This window comes from Aeromonas sp. 84A, assembly GCF_051919345.1.
Taxonomy (GTDB): Bacteria; Pseudomonadota; Gammaproteobacteria; order Enterobacterales; family Aeromonadaceae; genus Aeromonas; species Aeromonas veronii.
This window is the reverse complement of the sequence record NZ_JBQBEW010000001.1, coordinates 1,446,028-1,464,514: the sequence shown is the minus strand read 5'-3', so window position 1 is coordinate 1,464,514 and position 18,487 is coordinate 1,446,028. Positions and strand designations below refer to the sequence as shown.

16 protein-coding genes and 1 pseudogene are annotated in these 18,487 nt (G+C 61.1%); 12 read left to right on the top strand and 5 right to left on the bottom strand.

The window, feature by feature from the left end:
• The first annotated feature begins 63 nt into the window (after window positions 1-63).
• Both corC and lnt read left to right on the top strand, forming a co-directional pair.
• Window positions 64-948, top strand: coding sequence for a CNNM family magnesium/cobalt transport protein CorC (corC, locus tag ACTG20_RS06810; RefSeq protein WP_005354092.1), 885 nt, complete (start codon window positions 64-66; stop codon window positions 946-948).
• 148 nt (window positions 949-1,096) lie between these two features.
• Complete coding sequence (gene lnt / locus ACTG20_RS06805) at window positions 1,097-2,641, top strand: apolipoprotein N-acyltransferase (RefSeq protein ID WP_439987521.1); 1,545 nt, start codon at window positions 1,097-1,099, stop codon at window positions 2,639-2,641.
• 66 nt (window positions 2,642-2,707) lie between these two features.
• On the opposite strand, the gene ACTG20_RS06800 is transcribed toward lnt, so the two are convergent.
• The 3 genes from ACTG20_RS06800 to ACTG20_RS06790 all read right to left on the bottom strand — a co-directional run bounded on the left by ACTG20_RS06800 (window position 2,708) and on the right by ACTG20_RS06790 (window position 6,393).
• A complete protein-coding gene (locus tag ACTG20_RS06800; RefSeq protein ID WP_194495488.1) occupies window positions 2,708-3,892 on the bottom strand; it encodes a MerR family transcriptional regulator in 1,185 nt (394 codons plus the stop codon).
• Between the two features lie 157 nt (window positions 3,893-4,049).
• The gene (gene recJ, locus ACTG20_RS06795) at window positions 4,050-5,780 is read right to left on the bottom strand and encodes a single-stranded-DNA-specific exonuclease RecJ (RefSeq protein WP_194495489.1); all 1,731 of its coding nucleotides are present in this window, start codon (window positions 5,778-5,780) and stop codon (window positions 4,050-4,052) included.
• Entirely contained in the window at window positions 5,746-6,393 is a 648-nt protein-coding gene (locus tag ACTG20_RS06790) for a disulfide isomerase DsbC N-terminal domain-containing protein (RefSeq protein WP_139731219.1), read from the bottom strand. Before ACTG20_RS06790 ends, recJ begins: the two co-directional genes overlap by 35 nt.
• Window positions 6,394-6,709: 316 nt before the next feature.
• On the opposite strand from ACTG20_RS06790, the gene mscL reads away from it, so the two are divergent.
• A complete protein-coding gene (mscL, locus tag ACTG20_RS06785; protein WP_042054731.1) occupies window positions 6,710-7,120 on the top strand; it encodes a large-conductance mechanosensitive channel protein MscL in 411 nt (136 codons plus the stop codon).
• Window positions 7,121-7,193: 73 nt separating this feature from the next.
• Here mscL and xerD read toward each other — a convergent pair.
• A pseudogene (gene xerD / locus ACTG20_RS06780) lies at window positions 7,194-8,092 on the bottom strand (site-specific tyrosine recombinase XerD).
• 250 nt (window positions 8,093-8,342) lie between these two features.
• Here xerD and fldB point away from each other — a divergent pair.
• The 3 genes from fldB (at window position 8,343) to ACTG20_RS06765 (ending at window position 11,804) form a co-directional block, all read left to right on the top strand.
• Complete coding sequence (gene fldB / locus ACTG20_RS06775) at window positions 8,343-8,861, top strand: flavodoxin FldB (RefSeq protein WP_005335151.1); 519 nt, start codon at window positions 8,343-8,345, stop codon at window positions 8,859-8,861.
• Between the two features lie 202 nt (window positions 8,862-9,063).
• Entirely contained in the window at window positions 9,064-10,464 is a 1,401-nt protein-coding gene (locus ACTG20_RS06770; protein WP_194495491.1) for a TldD/PmbA family protein, read from the top strand.
• Entirely contained in the window at window positions 10,464-11,804 is a 1,341-nt protein-coding gene (locus ACTG20_RS06765) for a TldD/PmbA family protein (protein ID WP_194495492.1), read from the top strand. The genes ACTG20_RS06770 and ACTG20_RS06765 overlap by 1 nt, the downstream gene beginning before the upstream one ends.
• An 84-nt stretch (window positions 11,805-11,888) precedes the next feature.
• Here ACTG20_RS06765 and ACTG20_RS06760 read toward each other — a convergent pair whose 3' ends face one another.
• Complete coding sequence (locus ACTG20_RS06760) at window positions 11,889-12,383, bottom strand: zinc ribbon-containing protein (RefSeq protein ID WP_159144252.1); 495 nt, start codon at window positions 12,381-12,383, stop codon at window positions 11,889-11,891.
• A gap of 145 nt (window positions 12,384-12,528) precedes the next feature.
• On the opposite strand from ACTG20_RS06760, the gene leuS reads away from it, so the two are divergent.
• The 6 genes from leuS to rlmH all read left to right on the top strand — a co-directional run bounded on the left by leuS (window position 12,529) and on the right by rlmH (window position 18,406).
• The gene (gene leuS / locus ACTG20_RS06755; protein ID WP_439987520.1) at window positions 12,529-15,105 is read left to right on the top strand and encodes a leucine--tRNA ligase; all 2,577 of its coding nucleotides are present in this window, start codon (window positions 12,529-12,531) and stop codon (window positions 15,103-15,105) included.
• Between the two features lie 205 nt (window positions 15,106-15,310).
• Window positions 15,311-15,793 carry an LPS-assembly lipoprotein LptE gene (locus tag ACTG20_RS06750; protein WP_005335160.1) on the top strand — a complete coding sequence of 161 codons (483 nt, stop codon included), beginning with the start codon at window positions 15,311-15,313 and terminating at the stop codon, window positions 15,791-15,793.
• Window positions 15,793-16,830, top strand: coding sequence for a DNA polymerase III subunit delta (gene holA / locus ACTG20_RS06745; RefSeq protein ID WP_194495494.1), 1,038 nt, complete (start codon window positions 15,793-15,795; stop codon window positions 16,828-16,830). Before ACTG20_RS06750 ends, holA begins: the two co-directional genes overlap by 1 nt.
• Complete coding sequence (gene nadD / locus ACTG20_RS06740) at window positions 16,824-17,474, top strand: nicotinate-nucleotide adenylyltransferase (RefSeq protein WP_194495495.1); 651 nt, start codon at window positions 16,824-16,826, stop codon at window positions 17,472-17,474. Before holA ends, nadD begins: the two co-directional genes overlap by 7 nt.
• Before the next feature lie 103 nt (window positions 17,475-17,577).
• Complete coding sequence (gene rsfS, locus ACTG20_RS06735) at window positions 17,578-17,919, top strand: ribosome silencing factor (RefSeq protein ID WP_194495496.1); 342 nt, start codon at window positions 17,578-17,580, stop codon at window positions 17,917-17,919.
• Between the two features lie 19 nt (window positions 17,920-17,938).
• The gene (rlmH, locus tag ACTG20_RS06730) at window positions 17,939-18,406 is read left to right on the top strand and encodes a 23S rRNA (pseudouridine(1915)-N(3))-methyltransferase RlmH (protein WP_005335166.1); all 468 of its coding nucleotides are present in this window, start codon (window positions 17,939-17,941) and stop codon (window positions 18,404-18,406) included.
• Window positions 18,407-18,487: the final 81 nt, after the last annotated feature.

Below are 18,487 nucleotides of genomic sequence, written 5' to 3'. Positions count from 1 at the left end.
ATGGCCATCCTTATATAACCCGAACAATTTCAAGTGTGTTTAAGCGAGTAACCAAGAGAAAAAATGACCGACGATCACCCTAGTACCGGCTCGCCGAAGAAAACCTGGCTCGACAAACTCAGCCAACTCTTCCAGGGCGAGCCAAAAGACCGCAATGATTTGGTAGACGTGATAGCCGATGCCGAAGAGCGCGACCTCATCGATCAGGACACCAAGGACATGATCGAGGGGGTGCTGGAGATCGCCGATCTTCGCGTGCGCGATATCATGATCCCCCGCTCCCAGATGGTGACCATCGAGAAGTCCCAACCGGTGGATGCAATCCTGCCGGTGATCATCGAGTCCGGCCACTCCCGCTTCCCGGTGATCAACGAGGACAAGGACCATGTGGAGGGCATTCTGCTCGCCAAGGATCTGCTCCCCTTCGGGTTTGGCGGCCATCACGCCAGCGAGCCGCTGCAGCTCGAGAAAATCTTGCGCCCCACGGTGATCGTGCCGGAAAGCAAACGGGTTGACCGTCTGCTCAAGGAGTTCCGTGAAGAGCGCTACCACATGGCCATCGTGGTCGACGAATTTGGTGGCGTCTCCGGTCTGGTGACCATCGAAGACATACTGGAACTGATCGTTGGCGAGATCGACGACGAGTTTGACGACATCGAGGATGAGCCGGACGAAATCCGCCGCCTCAGCAAGCGGGTCTTCTCCATCAGCGCCCTGACCGAGATCGAGGATTTCAACGACTTCTTCGGCACCAAATTCAGCGATGAAGAGGTGGATACGGTAGGCGGTCTGGTGATGCACGCCTTCAGCCACCTGCCAAAGAAGGGCGAGGAGATCGAGCTGGATGGCTACCTGTTCAAGGTGATGCATGCCGACCGGCGCCGTCTGCAGCAGCTGCAGGTGAAGATCCCCGAGCACCACGCGGCGGCGCAATCCGAGCCGCAATAGGCAGATCCGCTCGATGTGTGAAACAACGCCCCGACCTCGGGGCGTTGTGCTCTCTGCCACCGGCATCGAGGCTCGCCGTTGCCCCGCTTACAGGTTAAGATACCGGCCATTCGACCCCAGTTGCACACCAAGACGAGCACCATCGCCCGTGAGATTATCCCCTGTTACTTCCAAAATTCTGTTAAGCCTCAGTGCATTGGCCTCTGGTGCCATCGCCGTGCTGGCCTTCTCCCCCTTCGGCTACTGGCCGCTGGTGATCCCCTCCCTGCTTGGCCTCTACGCCCTGCTGGACAAAGCCACGCCAAAACAGGCTGCCTGGCGCGGTTTTGGCTACGCCATGGGACTCTTTTTGCCTGGCCTGTGGTGGATCCATGTCAGCATGACCGAGTTTGGCGGCATCCCGCTGCCGGTCGCCTTCGTCCTGCTGGCCGGGCTCTCCGCCTATCTGGCACTCTACCCGACGCTCGCCTGCTGGGTCTTTGCCCGCTTCTTTGGCGGCCGTCACTGGAGCCGCTGGCTGCTCGCCTTCCCGGCCCTCTGGTTGGTGGCTGACTGGCTGCGCGGCTGGGTGATGACCGGCTTCCCCTGGCTCTGGTTTGGCTACAGCCAGATCGACGGCCCGCTCAAGGGCTTTGCCCCCATTCTCGGGGTGCAGGGCATCACCCTCGCCCTGTTGCTGTCCGCCTCCGCTATCTGGCTGGTGTGGAAGTCCCGCTCCCCGCTCTGGCTGGCGGTGCCTGCCCTGCTGGTGGCCGGTGCCCACGGTCTGATGCAGCTCAACTGGGTGACCCGTGGCGAGCCGGTCAAGGTGGCACTGGTGCAGGGTAATATTGCCCAGTCCCTCAAGTGGGATCCGGAGGCGCTGGCCCCCACGGTGCGCACCTATCAGGACTTGAGCCGCGAGAATCAGGATGCCGACATCATCATCTGGCCGGAGTCGGCGATCCCGGCCATCGAGAAGGCGATGGGCCCCTATCTGGAGAATCTGGACAAGGCGATGAAGGTGAACGATACCGGCCTGCTGGCGGGGATCATCCACTACGACGAGCAGCAACAGCGTTTCTACAATACCGTGCTCGGCATGGGGGTGCAGGATGCGGATGGCAAGGAGTCCTACTTCTACAACCACTCCAACCGCTACAACAAGTACCACCTGCTGCCCATCGGCGAATTCGTGCCGTTTGAAGATCTGCTGCGCCCCATCGCCCCCTTCTTCAACCTGCCGATGTCCTCCTTCAGCCGGGGTGACGAGGTGCAGCCCAACCTGATCGCCAAGGGGCTCAAGTTTGCCGCCGCCATCTGCTACGAGATCATCTTCCCGGAGGAGGTGCGCCGCAACGTCAATGCCGATACCGACTTCCTGCTGACCGTCTCCAACGATGCCTGGTTCGGCACCAGCATCGGTCCGTGGCAGCATATGGAGATCGCCCGGATTCGCGCGCTGGAGCTGGCTCGTCCGCTGCTGCGGGACACCAACACCGGCATCACCATCGTGACCGAGATCGATGGCAGCATCATCGGCCAGATCCCGCAGTTTGAAGCGGGTGTGCTGCGCAGCGAGGTGCGTCCCGCCCACGGCGAGACCCCCTACATGCGCTTTGGCAGCTGGCCCCTCTACGGTCTGACCGTGCTGCTGCTGGGTCTGGCGCTGGCGCTGCGCCCCAAGGCTCACCCCTGGGCCCGCGAGCTGTAATGGCCATCCGCAATCCCTGATAAAAAACGAGGCGCCCGCAGGCGCCTCGTTTTTTACGACAACTTATCACGCATCTTTTTGCAGGCAGCAGATCACATAGCCGTAACTGCCAAGATATTGGCGGTGGATAGCTACTTCCCGGCTCAAGTCCTGCCAGGCAGCACTCTCCCCTAGCTCGTCTCGATAGCGCACCAGATTGACCTCGATAGGGTCCAGATAGTTGTTCCAGGCGCTCATCGGCAAGGGAGTGTGTGACAGGCAGCGGTAGCCTGCCGCTTGTACCGTCTCAAGCAGGCCCGCCAGCGTCTGCATGGCGGGATAATCCTGCTGCCAGAATGCCAACGCCTCCTCGGGCGGGTTATCGGTCAGCCAGACCGCATCACTCAGCACGATGCAAGCCTGCGGGCTCGCGAGCAGCGGACGCCACGCCTTCAGCGCATTGGCAACCCCCATCACGTAAGCGCTCCCCTCTGCCCAGATGAGGTCGGCCGGGGCCAGATCGTCCGGCAGTGCCGCCATGTTGGCGCAGAGGGTGGAGACATGCTCAAAGCCTGCTGCACGGGCGGAGTGCGCCACGGCGGCCAGTGCCTCCTCTTCCAGATCGATGGCTACGATGGCGGCATCGGTCACCTGAGCCAGCGCCATGGTCGAGGCACCGCGCCCGCAGCCCATGTCGAGGATCCGGCGCGGCCGGATGGGCAAGGCGGCAAACTGCAGCTGAGTGAAGGCGCGATCCCCCGGCCCCCAGTAACTCATGCCATCCAGCAACTGGATAAAGTCCTTGATGTAACGCTCATGTTCATTCATGTCTTTGCTCAACCATTGCAAGTGGTAGCGATCTTTCTCGCTAAAACCCTGTTTCATCACCCACGCGAAGTAGGCCTCCGGTGCCTCGCGCTGCAGTTGCAGCTGCCAGGCCTTGAATTCCTCACCGGAGCGCGGGCGCAGCCCTGCCAAGTCCGCCAGCAGATCCCGGGCGCGCTGCATCCGCGCCAGCTCCTCATCCAGCTCCCTGACCCGGGCCTGCAATGCCGCTTGATCTATCTCGCCAGCCAGACAGGCGAGGCACTGCTTGAGGCTGAGACCACCCGCCTGCAGGGCCTGCACCATCTGCAGTCGCTGCAGATCCCCCTCGTCATAGTGGCGATAACCGTTGGCGGCCCGGGTGCCGACAATCACCCCCAGCTTCTCGTAATAGAGCAGGGTGGAGCGGGCGAGACCGCAGCGGCGGGCCAGTTCGGATATATTCATGGCAATCACTCACGGTGCGGGCCCTCAGGTGACCCGATAGAGACGAGCTTAAACTGTAAAGCTATAGACAGGTCAACGCCCTTTTCCAGAGATCTGCCAACAAAAACGGCCACCCGAGGGTGGCCGTTGTCAGCGATAGGGCTGCGATGCTCTTGACTCAGAGACCGGCTGCCTCCAGATGCTCCACCAGCAGCTGCACACTGCGGTTGCCGCGCCACTCGTTGACGTCAAGCCGGTAGACAAGCCGCACCCGCTTGACCGAGGCATCGGGCCAGCGCTTGAGATCGACGCCAAAGGCGATGGCATCCACAGCATGACCGGAATCGGTTGTCAGCATCATCTTGAGGTGCTTCTCCCCCACCAGCCGCTGCTGCACCAGCACGAATTCGCCGTCAAACAGCGGCTCGGGGAAGGCCTGACCCCAGGGGCCGGAGGCGCGAATTAGCTCCGCCAGCTCGATATTGAGTTCGTCCGGCAACAACTCGCCATCGGTGAGCAGCACCCCGGTCAAGAGCTCCGGCGTCACCAGCTCGCTGATGACCGCCTCAAACGCCCGACCGAAGGCCTCGATATTGGCCTTGGGCAGGGTCAGCCCTGCCGCCATGGCATGGCCGCCAAACTTGCCCATAAGCCCAGGATGGCGGGTATCGAGCAGTTCCAGCGCATCGCGCAAGTGCACGCCAGGGATGGAGCGGCCGGAGCCCTTGAGCTCGGTCTCGCTGCTCTCGGCAAACGCGATGACCGGGCGGTAGTACTTCTCCTTCACCTTGGAGGCCACCAGCCCCACCACCCCCTGATGCCACTCGTTGCGGTGCAGCACTATGCCCGACGGCACCTCGCCATCGCGAAACCGGATCTGCTCCAGAGTGGCAAGCGCCTCCTGCTGCATCCCCTGCTCAATCTCCTTGCGCTCCTGATTGAGGCTGTCCATCTCGGCCGCAAGCTGGCGCGCCAGATTGAGGTCATCACAGAGCAGACAGGCAACCCCGAGGGACATGTCATCGAGACGGCCCACCGCATTGAGGCGTGGCCCCAGTGCAAAACCGAGGTCGGCGGCGGTGAGGCGGCGACCATCGCGGCCCGACACATCCACCAGCGCCTGAATGCCGGGGCGACAACGGCCAGCCCGGATCCGCTGCAACCCCTGATGGACCAGAATGCGGTTGTTGCCATCGAGCGCCACCACATCGGCGACCGTGCCGAGGGCCACCAGATCGAGGTAATCCGCCACATTGGGCGCTCGCAACCCTTGCCGTTCGTACCAGCCGAGCTGACGCAGATGGGTGTTGAGGGCCGCCATCAGGTAGAAGGCCACCCCCACCCCGGCCAGCGACTTGGAGGGGAAGTCGCAACCATGCTGGTTCGGGTTGACGATGGCATCGGCGTCAGGCAGCTCCTGACCCGGTAAATGGTGATCGGTAACCAGTACCTGCATGCCGGCCGCCTTGGCCGCCGCCACTCCGGCGATGCTGGAGATGCCGTTATCCACCGTGATCAGAAACTCGGCGCCGCGCGCCACCGCCAGCTCGACAATTTCGGGGGTGAGGCCGTAGCCAAACTCGAAGCGGTTGGGCACCAGAAAATCGATGTGGCGACCGCCCATGGCGCGCAGGGCCAGCACACACAGCGCCGAACTGGTGGCACCATCGCAGTCGAAGTCGCCGACAATCAGGATCCGTTTCTGGGCAATCAGGGCATCCGCCAGCAGCGGCACCGCCTGCTCCATCCCATAGAGGCGCTGGGGCGGCAACAGCTGGCTGGCGCTGCGCTCCAGCAGGGCGGGATCATCTACGCCACGGCTGGCGAAGATTTGACGAAGCAGGGGATGCAAAGTGGCAGGCAGATGGGAATCATCAACTCGCGGACGACGACGGATTTGCAGGGACATCAATATGATCCAGTATCTTGAGCAGCTGTTCGGGGCTCTGATACCCGCGCACCAGATCCCCGTCGGAGGAGACCCAGGCCGGCAGTACCTTGACCCCCAACCATTGGCTCAGGCCAATATTTTGGATAAGGGTCTCACTACATGCCGTTTGAGGCAAATAGGCTTTTAACGGATCATTTTGCAGTAGGGGATCGCTGCACCAGTCGGCGGCCCGTTCGGCGTGATCAATCACCGGATAGAGAGCCACGCTCACCCCGGATGCCTGCAGGTGTTGCAAGGTGCCGGAGAGCTGACGACGTTTGGCGTCCTGCTCGCCGAGAAACAGTGCGACCCGGTGACGCTCATCCCGAGCCTTGAGCACGACGGGGGCATGAGCCACCTGCGCCAGACCAAGTCGGCGCTGCTCGCGCATACCCGAGATGGTCAGGTTCTTCATGTCACGGGTCATATCCAGCATGACCCCCTGCACCACATAATCCCCTTTGGCATCGCTGTAGAGCACCCCCTGTGAGGTGCCCAGCATATACAACCCCGCGATCGGGGTCGGTTCAACCAGATAGACGGGGACCCCCAGCCGGGCTGTGATGGTCTGTTTCAAGGCTTGGGTATCCATCCCCGCTCTGGCAGCAAATGTGCACAAAAGCATCATTCCCAGTAGTAAATACTTCACTTGTTTACTCACGTGGTATGAATGAATCGACCCAGCAAACTACAGCAGCACAGCTCATCATTCAACCAGCTACTTACCAAAAAATTAATATCACTTTGTACCAAAAAAATGGCTCCCCCCGATTGCCAAGGACTCATAACGCCCGCAAGCTAGTCAGGACGACAGGAACAACGCGGCTTAGCCTCTGTTTTTCCTGACAAGAGTTCGCCCTTTGGCAAGGGTAATCAACGCGCTATCTTGTTTAATTTCGGAGGAAATAATGAGTCTGATTCAAGAGTTCAAAGCCTTTGCCGCCCGCGGCAACGTCATCGATATGGCGGTCGGTATCATCATTGGTGCCGCCTTCGGCAAAATTGTCTCCTCTTTTGTCGGTGACGTGATCATGCCGCCCATCGGCCTGATCCTGGGCGGCGTGGACTTCAGCGACCTGGCGGTCACCCTGAAGGCCGCAGAAGGGACAACACCCGCCGTGGTCATCGCCTATGGCAAGTTCATCCAGACCATCATCGACTTTCTGATCATCTCTTTTGCCATCTTCATGGGACTGAAGGCCATCAACACCCTCAAGAAGAAGCAGGAAGAGGAAGCCGCCGCCCCGGCAGGCCCAACCAAGGATCAGGAGCTGCTGACCGAGATCCGTGATCTGCTGAAATCCCAGCAAGGGAAATAAGCGCCATCTCCTGTCGTGTAGAGATAAAAAAACCGCCTGCTGGCGGTTTTTTTGTTTTTGGGAGGCCAGCCACTCAAGCTCTGGGGTGATGCTCCCCGTGCAGCGCCTTGAGTCGCTCGTTGGCCACATGGGTGTAGATCTGGGTGGTGGAAAGATCCGCGTGACCCAGCAGCATCTGCACAACCCGCAGGTCGGCGCCGTGGTTGAGCAGATGGGTGGCAAAGGCGTGGCGCAAGGTATGGGGGGATAGCTCGCCGTTAATCCCGGCCCGCTGCGCGTAAAGCTTGATGCGGTGCCAGAAGGTCTGGCGGGTCATCATACGGGCCTGCTTGGAGGGAAATACCACATCCGAGCTGGTGCCCCCCAGCAGCAGGGTGCGGGCCTCGCGGTAGTAACGCTCCAGCCAGTGCATCGCCTCCTCGCCCATCGGCACCAACCGCTCCTTGTTACCCTTGCCAATAACCCGCACCAAGCCCTGCCGCAAACTGACATGCTCGGCGGTGAGCCCCACCAGCTCGGAGACCCGCAGCCCGGTAGCGTAGAGCAGCTCCAGCATCGCCTTGTCCCGCAGCTCCAGCGGGTCATCCACCAGCGGCGCACTCAAGAGTGCCTCCACTTCCGCTTCGCTTAAATCGGAGGGGAGTTTTTTCGGCAGCTTGGGCCCCTCCAGCAGCACGGTCGGATCGTCGCTGCGCAGCTTCTCGCGGTTGAGATACTGGTAAAAACGACGCAGGGCCGAGAGAAAACGGGCGGTGCTGCTCGCCGCAAACTGGTGATCGACCCGCCAGGCGAGGTAGTGCTGGATCTCGTCCATCCCCGCCAGCAGCAGCGAGCCCCCTGCTCGTCGAGCCAGAGGGAGAACTTCTCCAGATCGCTGCGATAGGAGCTGACCGTGTTGTCAGACAATCCCCGCTCCAGCCAGAGGGCGTCGAGAAAGGGTTCAATCAGGGGATGGGGGTCGGGTTTGCTCATGGTGCGCTGCAATCAGGGGAAAGATGGCCCATTGTAACGCGCCAACTCCTTGGAAAGACAAGGCACTTTCATTGGAAAGATAAGGCACGTTTGCCACGCCCCTTACCGAGCGGTGAAGGTCGAATGGCAATCTGCTAGACTGGCGCCCTCCCCTTACGTTACCCATCGTGTTGCCAACATGGCGCTGCCCACACGAGCATGCGAGAACGCGCCAAAAGCAAGCGAGAAAGCGCCAACAGAGAGAAGAGCGATGAAGATTGGTCTGTTTTACGGTTCCACCACCTGCTACACCGAGATGGCAGCCGAGAAGATCCGCGCCCTCATCGGCCCCGAGCTGGTGGATATTCACAATATCAAGGATGTCTCCCTGCGCCGGATGGAGGATTACGAGATCCTGATCCTCGGCATCTCCACCTGGGATTTTGGCGAACTGCAGGAGGACTGGGAGTCCCGCTGGGAAGATATCGCCGACCTCCATCTGGAGGGGCGCATCGTGGCCCTGTTTGGCCTCGGCGATCAGCTCGGTTATGGCGAATGGTTCCAGGACGCCCTCGGCATGCTGCACGATCAGCTGGTGCCAAAAGGGGTCAAGCTGGTGGGCTACTGGCCCAACGAAGGGTACGAATTCGATGCCTCCAAGGCACTGATCGACGATGGCCGTCACTTCGTCGGGCTGGCCCTCGATGATGCCAACCAATATGACCAGACCGATCCGCGCATCGAGCAGTGGGTCGAGCAGATCCTGAGCGAAATCCACGCCCTGCTCTGATCTTTCCCACGTTTTGGCAAAACGACCCTGAGCGCCTGGCCCTGGCCGCCGGGCGCAGTTATCGCACCGATTTTCTCAATCGGTATCATCGCATGACGCTATAGCGACTTTTTTGTGCTGGTCTGCAACAATGGACTCGACATCCCATAACAATCAGAGCCGGATGTCGGAAGCAAACGGACAGACCAGAAAAGGATATTCTATGACCCCATTCTCCCTGTTGGCCCCCGCCATTGCCCGTGACGTGCTCGATCACGCACTGGCGCTGGGTGCCGATTTCGCCGAGCTGTTTGTGGAGCGCAAGCGCCGCAGCCAGCTCAGCCTGCTCTCCAGCCAGATAGAGAACATCAGCGGCGGCCTCGATTTCGGCATCGGCGTGCGCCTCTGTTACGGCCACAAGGTGCTCTACGGCTACACCAATCTGGCCAGCCGCGACGAGCTGCTGCGCATCGTCACCCTGCTGGCGGCCAAAGACCGCCGCAACCCCGTGGTGACCGCCACCGCCTTCGATTTCACCCGCCTGAGCGATCGCAACCCGGTGGCCCTGCCCTTGTCGGCAGACAAGCTGCTGGAGCAGAAGATCGCCTATCTGCACGCCATGGATGCGGTGGCCCGCGCCGAGAGCAGCAAGGTGAGCCAGTTCTCCGGCAATGTGCTGGGCTGGGAGCAGGAGGTGGAGATCTTCAACAGCGAAGGGGTGCAAGTGGCCGATCGCCGCCACTACAACCGCATCATGGCCCAGACCATCGCCATGGAAGGGAGCGAGCAGAGCGTCGGTTACGAGGCCCCCGGCGCCCTGATGGGCTGGGAGCATGCCGATCGCATCGATCCGCGCGAGCTGGCCCTCACCGCCACCCGTCAGGCACTGGTGAAACTGGGCGCGGCTCCCTGCCCGAGCGGCACCCTGCCGGTCATCATGGAGAACGGCTTTGGCGGCGTCATCTTCCACGAGGCGTGCGGCCACCTGCTGGAGACCACCTCGGTGGCCAAGAAGGCGTCGGTATTCCACGACAAGATGGGCCAGCTCATCGCCAATCCGGTGGTCAATGCGGTGGACGAGGGACTGCAAGGCAACGCCTGGGGCTCCATCAACGTCGATGACGAGGGGATGGCGACCCAGCATACCCAGCTCATCAAGGACGGCGTCCTGACCGGTTTTCTGGTGGACAGAATGGGCGCCCTCAAGACCGGTTACGCCCGCACCGGCTCGGGTCGGCGCGAATCCTACAAGTACGCCCCCACCTCGCGCATGCGCAACACCTATATCGAACCGGGCAACCATAGCCTCAACGATATGCTGGCCACGGTGGAACACGGCATCTACGCCAAGAAGATGGGGGGCGGCTCGGTACAGCCCGGCACCGGTGAATTCAACTTCAATGTGCAGGAGGCCTACCTCATCGAGCACGGCAAAATCACCAAGCCGCTCAAGTCGGCCACTCTGATCGGCACCGGCCCGCAGGTGCTGAAAGAGATCTCCATGGTGGGCCGCAACCTGGCACTGGCCGCCGGTATGTGCGGCTCGGTCTCGGGCTCGGTCCCCACCTCGGTGGGCCAGCCGGCGCTGAAAGTAGACAATATCCTGGTGGGAGGGAACACCTGATGAGCCAGCTCGACATGAACCAACTGCTCACTCGCCTGCTCGACAAGGTGGCCGACCTCAACGCCGAAGCAGACATCATCGCTAATCAGGAGAAGGCCTTCTCCCTCAAGGCAGACAAGGGCGAGCTGGGTGAATACAAGGTCACCAGCAGCCAGCAGCTCGGCATTCGCCTGATCAAAGAGGGCCGAGTCGGCATCGCCTACTCGGAATCCCTCGATGAGCTGGCGCTGGATGCCATGCTGCAGGATGCCTGTGACGCCAGCCGCTTTGCCAAGGTGGATCTGGATCAGCGCATCTCGGTGGCCAATAGCCGGATCACCACAGATTGCGCCGAGATCAACCAGCCAGATACCACGCCGGTTGAGGAGAAGATCGCCCTGGCCCTGCGCCTGGAATCTGACATGCTGGCCATGCCCGATGTGAGCGGCGCCCCCTACAACAGCTTCTTCGAAGGGGAGAGCCAGCTCTGGCTCGCCAACAGTCAGGGCACCCTCTGCCAGCACGGCGAGTTCAGCGTCGGCTGCTACACCTCGGCGCTGGTGGAACGGGATGGCCGCCAGTCGATGCACTCGCAGGGGCAGTATGGCCGTCGCTTCGACGAGCTGGATAGCCAGGCCCTGATCGAGCAGATCTACGCCATCGCCGATGGCCTGCTGCCCGGTGAAGCGGTGCCGAGCGGCCGCTACAGCGTCATCTTCAGCACCAACTGCTTCGCCAGCCTGTTTGGCTGCTTTCAGGGCGTGCTATCAGGCAAGTGGGCCCAACAGGGGATCAACCCCTGGCGGGAAAAGGTGGGGCAGAGCGTCGCCTCGCGCTGGCTCACTCTGGAAAGCCGGGTCTATATGCCGGGCGGCATGAACATCAAGGCGTTTGATGGCGAGGGGGCGGCCAGCTCGGATCTGCTGCTGATTGGCGAAGGGGAGCTGAAAACCCTGCTCCACAACAGCGCCACCGCCCGCCACTTTGGCGTCGCCAGCAACGGCTCGGCCGCTCGCGGTGCCCGCAGCGCCCTCGATGTGACCGCTCGCCATCTGGTGTTTGGCGCGGGCCCCCATAGCGAAGCGGAGGTGCAAAGCGGCGACTATCTGGAGCTGGTCAAGCTGGATGGCCTGCATTCGGGTGCCGATGCGGTGAGCGGCGACTTCTCCTTTGGCGCGTCAGGGTTCCTCTGCCGCGATGGGGTGCGACTGCAGCCGGTGCGCGGCATCACGGTAGCAGGCAACTTCTACCGCCTGCTGGGCGAGCTGGAAGCGGTCGGTGATACCCTGCACCACAACGATGGCAAGGGCTTCTACGCCCCGCTTATCCGTTTTGGCGGTCTCTCCGTCGCCGGCAAGTAAATGCCCCGACGAAACCTGCAAGTAAGAAAAAGGCGCCTGATGGCGCCTTTTTGCTCGTTATCTCGTCCACATTGATGGCATGACTCAGGGCGAGAGCGGCTCGCGGTGATACTCGGCGCAGCCGCATTCGGGGCAGGTATCGAGCTGTTGTGGGTGTAGCACGGTATGGCGCCAGCCACACTGGTCGCACACCATGACCCCGAGCCCCACCCAGTCACCCGCTTCGTAAACCCCCTTGTGCTCCAGCTCGTCGGCCAGCTCCCGCCACTCCACCTGGGCGCGGTCGGTCACATCCGCCAGCCAGGACCAGGCGGTGTCTTTGAGGGCCAACATAAAGGCAGACTCTTCCAACTGCGCACTATCGTCATGGCGCCCCTCGTCATAGTTGCCCAGATCCCGCTTCACGTACTCGGCGATGAGCGCGAGTTCGTCTTGGGTCAGGTCGCTGGCAGCCTCCAGATAGGCCTGCACCTTGGCAATCATCCGGTTGAGGCGCTCCCCCTGGAACTCTTCAGTCTCTTGCCACTGTTTTTGCAGCTCGGCAATGAAGGCTTCGTACCCTTTTTGACGTTTGTCCATGGCTCTAACTCCTCTACTAAACCCTGATCTGGCCCGGCTTAAGGCCCAAGGGACGCTGGCGGTTGTTGCCGCCGCAGGATATGGGTATTCTATTGCGATTTCCCAGCTGATTTATCTATTCATTTCACAGATCCGGATGTCACCAATGCAAGAGCAATACGTTCCCCAATCTATCGAACCAGCAGTGCAGAAGCACTGGGATGCCAAGAAAACCTTCAAGGCCGTGGAGAAAGTAGACAAAGAGAAGTTCTACTGCCTCTCCATGTTCCCCTATCCGTCTGGTCGTCTACACATGGGGCACGTTCGCAACTACACCATAGGTGATGTGATCTCCCGTTATCAACGCCTCAATGGCAAGAACGTGCTGCAACCCATCGGTTGGGATGCGTTCGGTCTGCCGGCGGAAAACGCCGCCATCAAGAACAACACGGCGCCGGCCCCCTGGACCTACGAAAACATCGAATACATGAAGAACCAGCTGAAGATGCTGGGTCTGGGTTATGACTGGGATCGTGAAGTCGCCACCTGCAAGCCGGACTACTACCGCTGGGAGCAGTGGTTCTTCACCAAGCTCTACGAGAAGGGTCTGGTCTACAAGAAGACCTCCTCCGTCAACTGGTGCCCGAACGACATGACCGTGCTGGCCAACGAGCAGGTTGTCGACAACTGCTGCTGGCGCTGTGACACCCCGGTGGAGCAGAAAGAGATCCCCCAGTGGTTCATCAAGATCACCGACTACGCTGAAGAGCTGCTCAACGACATCGACAATCTGGAAGGCTGGCCGGAGATGGTCAAGACCATGCAGCGCAACTGGATTGGCCGCTCCGAAGGGGTCAACATCAGCTTCGCCATCGAGGGTCAGACTGAGCAGCTGGAGGTCTACACCACCCGTCCGGACACCTTCATGGGCGTCACCTATGTCGGTATCGCCGCTGGCCACCCGCTGGCCCTGCAGGCCGCCGAAAACAATCCGGAACTGGCCGCCTTTATCGAAGAGTGCAAGAACACCAAGGTAGCCGAAGCTGAACTGGCCACCATGGAGAAGAAGGGCATGGCCACCGGCCTCTACGCCATTCACCCGCTGGATGGCCGCAAGGTACCGGTCTGGGTCGCCAACTTTGTGCTGATGAACTACGGCACCGGCGCCGTGATGGCGGTTCCGGCCCACGATCAGCGTGACTTCGAATTCGCCACCAAATATGGCCTCGACATCAAGGCGGTCATCAAGCCGGTTGATGGCGACGTCGACGTGAGCGAAGCCGCTTACACCGAGAAGGGCGTACTGTTCAACTCCGGCGAGTTTGACGGTCTCGACTTCCAGGGCGCCTTTGATGCCATCGCCAACAAGCTGGAAGGGCTCGGCAAGGGCAAGCGCACCGTCAACTACCGTCTGCGTGACTGGGGTGTCTCTCGTCAGCGTTACTGGGGTGCCCCCATCCCGATGCTGACCCTGGCTGACGGCACAGTGGTGCCGACGCCGGAAGACCAACTGCCGGTGCTGCTGCCGGAAGATGTGGTGATGGATGGTATCCAGAGCCCGATCAAAGCTGATGCCGAGTGGGCCAAGACCACCTACAACGGTCAGGAAGCGTTCCGCGAGACCGATACCTTCGACACCTTTATGGAGTCCTCCTGGTACTACGCGCGCTACTGCTCCCCGGACTACGACAAGGGCATGCTGGATCCGGCGGCTGCCAACCACTGGCTGCCGGTGGATCAGTACATCGGCGGTATCGAACACGCCTGTATGCACCTGCTCTATGCCCGCTTCTTCCACAAGCTGCTGCGTGACGCGGGTCTGGTCAACAGCGACGAGCCGTTCAAGCGCCTGCTCTGCCAGGGCATGGTGCTGGCCGACGCCTTCTACTACAAAGACGAGAAGGGCGGCAACGTCTGGGTCAGCCCGACCGACGTCAAGGTAGAGCGTGACGAGAAGGGTCGCATCACCAAGGCCATCGACAACGAAGGCCGTGAGGTAATGCACTCCGGCATGACCAAGATGTCCAAGTCCAAGAACAACGGCATCGACCCGCAGCTGATGGTCGAGCGTTACGGCGCCGATACCGTCCGTCTGTTCATGATGTTCGCCTCTCCGGCCGAGATGACCCTGGAGTGGTCCGACTCCGGCGTAGAGGGTGCCCAGCGCTTCCTTCGTCGCCTGTGGCGCGTCACCTTCGAACACGTTTCCGGTGGCGCCGTTGCCGCGCTGGATGTGGCCGCCCTTACCAGCGAGCAGAAGGCCATTCGCCGCGAACTGCACAAGACCATCGCCAAGGTAAGCGACGACGTGGGTCGCCGTCAGACCTTCAACACCGCTATCGCCGCCATCATGGAGCTGATGAACAATCTGGCCAAGCTAGGCAGCGACGAGCAGGACCGCGCCCTGATGCAGGAAGCGCTGGAAGCCGTGGTAGTCATGCTCTACCCCATCACCCCGCACATCGGCTTCGAGCTGTGGAAGATGCTGGGCAAGGGCGACGACATCGATCACGCAGCCTGGCCGGTGGCCGATGAAGCGGCCATGGTCGAGACCGAGAAGCTGGTGGTGGTACAGATCAACGGCAAGATGCGCGGCAAACTGACCGTGCCGGCCGAGATCAGCCAAGCCGACGTCGAGAAGCTGGCGATGGCCGATGCTTCCGTGCAGAAGTTCACCGACGGTCTGACCGTGCGCAAAGTGATCTATGTACCTGGCAAGCTGCTCAATATTGTCGCTAACTAATTGGCTGCCAACTGATGTCATACCATTTGGCGACCTTGGCTGACTGTGTGGCCACTCATGGGTAACGACGTACCGGCCCATGACAGCTCAACATTGTCGCTAACTAATTGGCTGCCAACTGATCATTGCCAATCTGTGACAGCAAACGGATGATAACGGCGGGCCCTGCGCCCGCCGCTTTCCCTTAATGCAAAGAGGATTTTCTATGGGCACCATCTTCACCCGCTGGATGGCCATCGTGCTGGCTGGTCTGCTGCTGCAAGGCTGCGGCTTTCACATGCGCGGCAACGGCATTCCGAGCGAGCTGATGACCATGAAGGTCGTGGGCGACAACAAGAGCGACTTCTACCGGATGGTTACCACCCGTCTGAAGGCCTCTGGCGTGACCCTGGCCGACAAGGAGGGCATTCCGGTGCTCACTCTGGGCGGCGTAGGCAGCACCAGTCAGGTCGCCTCGGTCAACGCGCTGGGGACGGACACCGAATATGTGCTGGGCTTTGGTACCCAGTTCACCATCTCGGTGCCGGGCAAGCCGACTCAGGTCTTCCCCATCAACTTCAACCGCAGCTTCCTCAACAAGCCGGATGCAGCGCTCGCCTCCTCCCGTGAGCAGGAGCAGCTCAACCGCGAGATGCAGGAGCAGGCGGCCAATCAGGTGATCCGGCAGTTGAGTCAGGTCAGCTTCTGATGCGGATCTACCCGGAACAATTTGGTGACCACCTCAAAGCAGGGCTTCGGCCCTGCTATCTCGTTTTTGGCGACGAGCCCCTGTTGCGACTGGAGGCCATCGATGCCATCCGTCAGGTCGCCCGCAAGCAGGGTTTCGATGAGCGCCACACCTTCGTAGTGGAACAGGGGCTGGACTGGAATCAGGTCTACGATGCCTGTCAGGCCATGAGCCTCTTCTCCGCCCGCCAGATCATCGAGCTGGAGCTGCCCGCCAAGGTGGACAAGGATCTTGCCGCCCGCATCAGCGAAATCGGCAAACAGCTTCATCCCGACCTGCTGCTGGTGCTGAGTGGCAGTCGCCTCAACCAGACCCAGATGAAGGCGGCCTGGTTCGACAAGCTTTACCAGATTGGCACCTATGTGCCGGTCAACCATCCGGAGCCCAAGTTCTTCCCCCGCTGGATGAGTGCCCGCTTTGCGCGTTTCGGCCTCAAGGCGCTGCCGGATGCCATCAACTTCATGTGCCACTCCTACGAGGGCAACCTGCTGGCCGCCAGCCAGGAGATCGAGAAGCTGACCCTGCTCTCGCCGCCCCAGCCCATCAGCGTCACCTATCTGCAAGAGACCATTATCCGCCACGCCCACTTCACCCCGTTCCAGCTGGTCGATACCCTGTTGGAGGGCAAGGTGAACCGGGCCCAGCGCATTCTGGCCGCCCTGCGGGCCGAAGGCACCGAGCCGGGGATGCTGGCCTGGACCCTTTGCCGCGAGCTGGAGCAGCTGACCGAGCTGTCGTTGGCGATGCGCAACGGCCAGCCGCTGGGTGAGCACTTCAGCCGCCTGCGCATCTGGCAGAGCCGCCAGCAGCTCATTCAGCAAGCACTGACCCGCCTGCCGTTTGCCAAGTTGCAGCAACTGTGGCAACTGATGGCCCAGCTGGACGACGCCCAGCGCAGCTTCGATACCGAACAGGCCTGGCTGATGTTGCAGACCATTGCCCTCGGCTTTCGTGATGGCACCCCGCTGCCGCTGGTGATGGAGAGTGCGCCATGCTGAAGGCGCCTGTCGGTTTGCTTGGCGGCACCTTCGACCCCATCCATATCGGTCATCTGCGCCCGGCCATCGAGGCGCGCGATGCCCTCGGGCTGGCCGAGATGCGGCTGATCCCGAACCATATCCCGCCCCACCGTGCCAATCCGTTCTGCTCCAGCGAACAGCGTCTCGCCATGGTCAAACTGGCGGCAGCGGAGAACCACCACTTTGTGGTGGATGAGCGGGAGCTGAGACGGGACAAGCCCTCTTACACCATCGATACTCTGATCGAGCTGCGTCATGAACTGCCCGATACGCCGCTCTGTTTTCTGATGGGTATGGATTCCCTGCTGAGCTTGCCAAGCTGGCACCGCTGGCAGGAGCTGCTCGACCATGCCCACCTGGTGGTGAGCGTTCGGCCGGGCTGGCAACCGGATTATCCGGCCGAGGTGGCGCAGCTGCTGGCGCGCCATCACACCACGGATGCCAACGCGCTGCATCAGCGTCTGGCCGGTCATATCTGGCTGGCGGACAACCAGCCCATCGAGCTGTCAGCCACCCGACTGCGGGCCTTGCTGGATGGGGGGCAAGACACCCGCTACCTCTTGCCCGAGTCGGTTGCGCACTATATTGATCAACAGGGGCTCTACCGCGCCAACCACCGCTAGCCCCTGTCGTAATCCCGCCCCACCCGATGGGAAACGGGAGTGACCATGATATAATCCGCCGCCCTGACGCAAACGCTGCGCGCCGGAATACAGGAGAGACTCATTGCAAGGCCAAGAATTGCATGCCTTTATCATCGACAAGATCGATGACATGAAAGGCCGCGACATCATCACCCTCGATGTACGCGGCAAATCCAGCATTACTGACACCATGATCATCTGTTCCGGCAACTCCAGTCGTCACGTCAGCGCCATTGCCCACCATCTGGCCAGCGAGGCCCGCAACGCGGGTCTGGATCTACTGAGCGTGGAAGGGCAACTGAGCGGTGAATGGGTGCTGGTAGATATGGGCTCGGTGATCGTGCATGTGATGCAGGATGAACACCGTGACTTCTACCAACTGGAAAAGCTGTGGAGCGGTGCCGCTCAAATGAATACGCAATAAGAGCACAAGTGTAACGACCATGAAGATCCAGTTGATTGCGGTGGGCACCAAGATGCCCGCCTGGGTAGAGCATGGCTTCGAAGAGTATCGTCGCCGCTTCCCCAAAGACATGCCGTTTGAACTCGTCGAGATCGGCGCAGGCAAACGGGGCAAAAATGCCGACATTCCGCGCATCCTGCAGAAGGAAGGGGAAGCCATGCTGGCGGCTGCGGGGCGCTCGCGCATCGTCACCCTCGACATTCCGGGCAAGCCCTGGACCACGGAGCAGTTGGCGACCCAGCTGGAGGCGTGGAAACTCGATGGCCGCGATGTGGCCCTGCTGGTAGGCGGGCCGGAAGGCTTGTCCCCCGAGTGCAAGGCTGCCGCCGAACAGAGCTGGTCACTGTCACCGCTCACCCTGCCCCATCCGCTGGTACGGGTGCTGGTGGCCGAGAGCCTCTATCGGGCCTGGAGCATCACCACCAATCATCCGTATCATAGAGAGTGAGCCATGCGTCTCTGGAGTCTCACCTCTCATATTCACCCCTATCACAGAGAGTGAACAATGCAGTTCCTGCTCTTATTGCCC

Coding starts and splice junctions, on each gene's coding strand:
- corC (WP_005354092.1), top strand. CDS start 64: ATGACCGACGATCACCCTAGTACCGGCTCGCCGAAGAAAACCTGGCTC.
- ACTG20_RS06800 (WP_194495488.1), bottom strand. CDS start 3,892: ATGAATATATCCGAACTGGCCCGCCGCTGCGGTCTCGCCCGCTCCACC.
- recJ (WP_194495489.1), bottom strand. CDS start 5,780: ATGTCCCTGCAAATCCGTCGTCGTCCGCGAGTTGATGATTCCCATCTG.
- ACTG20_RS06790 (WP_139731219.1), bottom strand. CDS start 6,393: ATGGATACCCAAGCCTTGAAACAGACCATCACAGCCCGGCTGGGGGTC.
- mscL (WP_042054731.1), top strand. CDS start 6,710: ATGAGTCTGATTCAAGAGTTCAAAGCCTTTGCCGCCCGCGGCAACGTC.
- fldB (WP_005335151.1), top strand. CDS start 8,343: ATGAAGATTGGTCTGTTTTACGGTTCCACCACCTGCTACACCGAGATG.
- ACTG20_RS06770 (WP_194495491.1), top strand. CDS start 9,064: ATGACCCCATTCTCCCTGTTGGCCCCCGCCATTGCCCGTGACGTGCTC.
- ACTG20_RS06765 (WP_194495492.1), top strand. CDS start 10,464: ATGAGCCAGCTCGACATGAACCAACTGCTCACTCGCCTGCTCGACAAG.
- ACTG20_RS06760 (WP_159144252.1), bottom strand. CDS start 12,383: ATGGACAAACGTCAAAAAGGGTACGAAGCCTTCATTGCCGAGCTGCAA.
- leuS (WP_439987520.1), top strand. CDS start 12,529: ATGCAAGAGCAATACGTTCCCCAATCTATCGAACCAGCAGTGCAGAAG.
- ACTG20_RS06750 (WP_005335160.1), top strand. CDS start 15,311: ATGGGCACCATCTTCACCCGCTGGATGGCCATCGTGCTGGCTGGTCTG.
- holA (WP_194495494.1), top strand. CDS start 15,793: ATGCGGATCTACCCGGAACAATTTGGTGACCACCTCAAAGCAGGGCTT.
- nadD (WP_194495495.1), top strand. CDS start 16,824: ATGCTGAAGGCGCCTGTCGGTTTGCTTGGCGGCACCTTCGACCCCATC.
- rlmH (WP_005335166.1), top strand. CDS start 17,939: ATGAAGATCCAGTTGATTGCGGTGGGCACCAAGATGCCCGCCTGGGTA.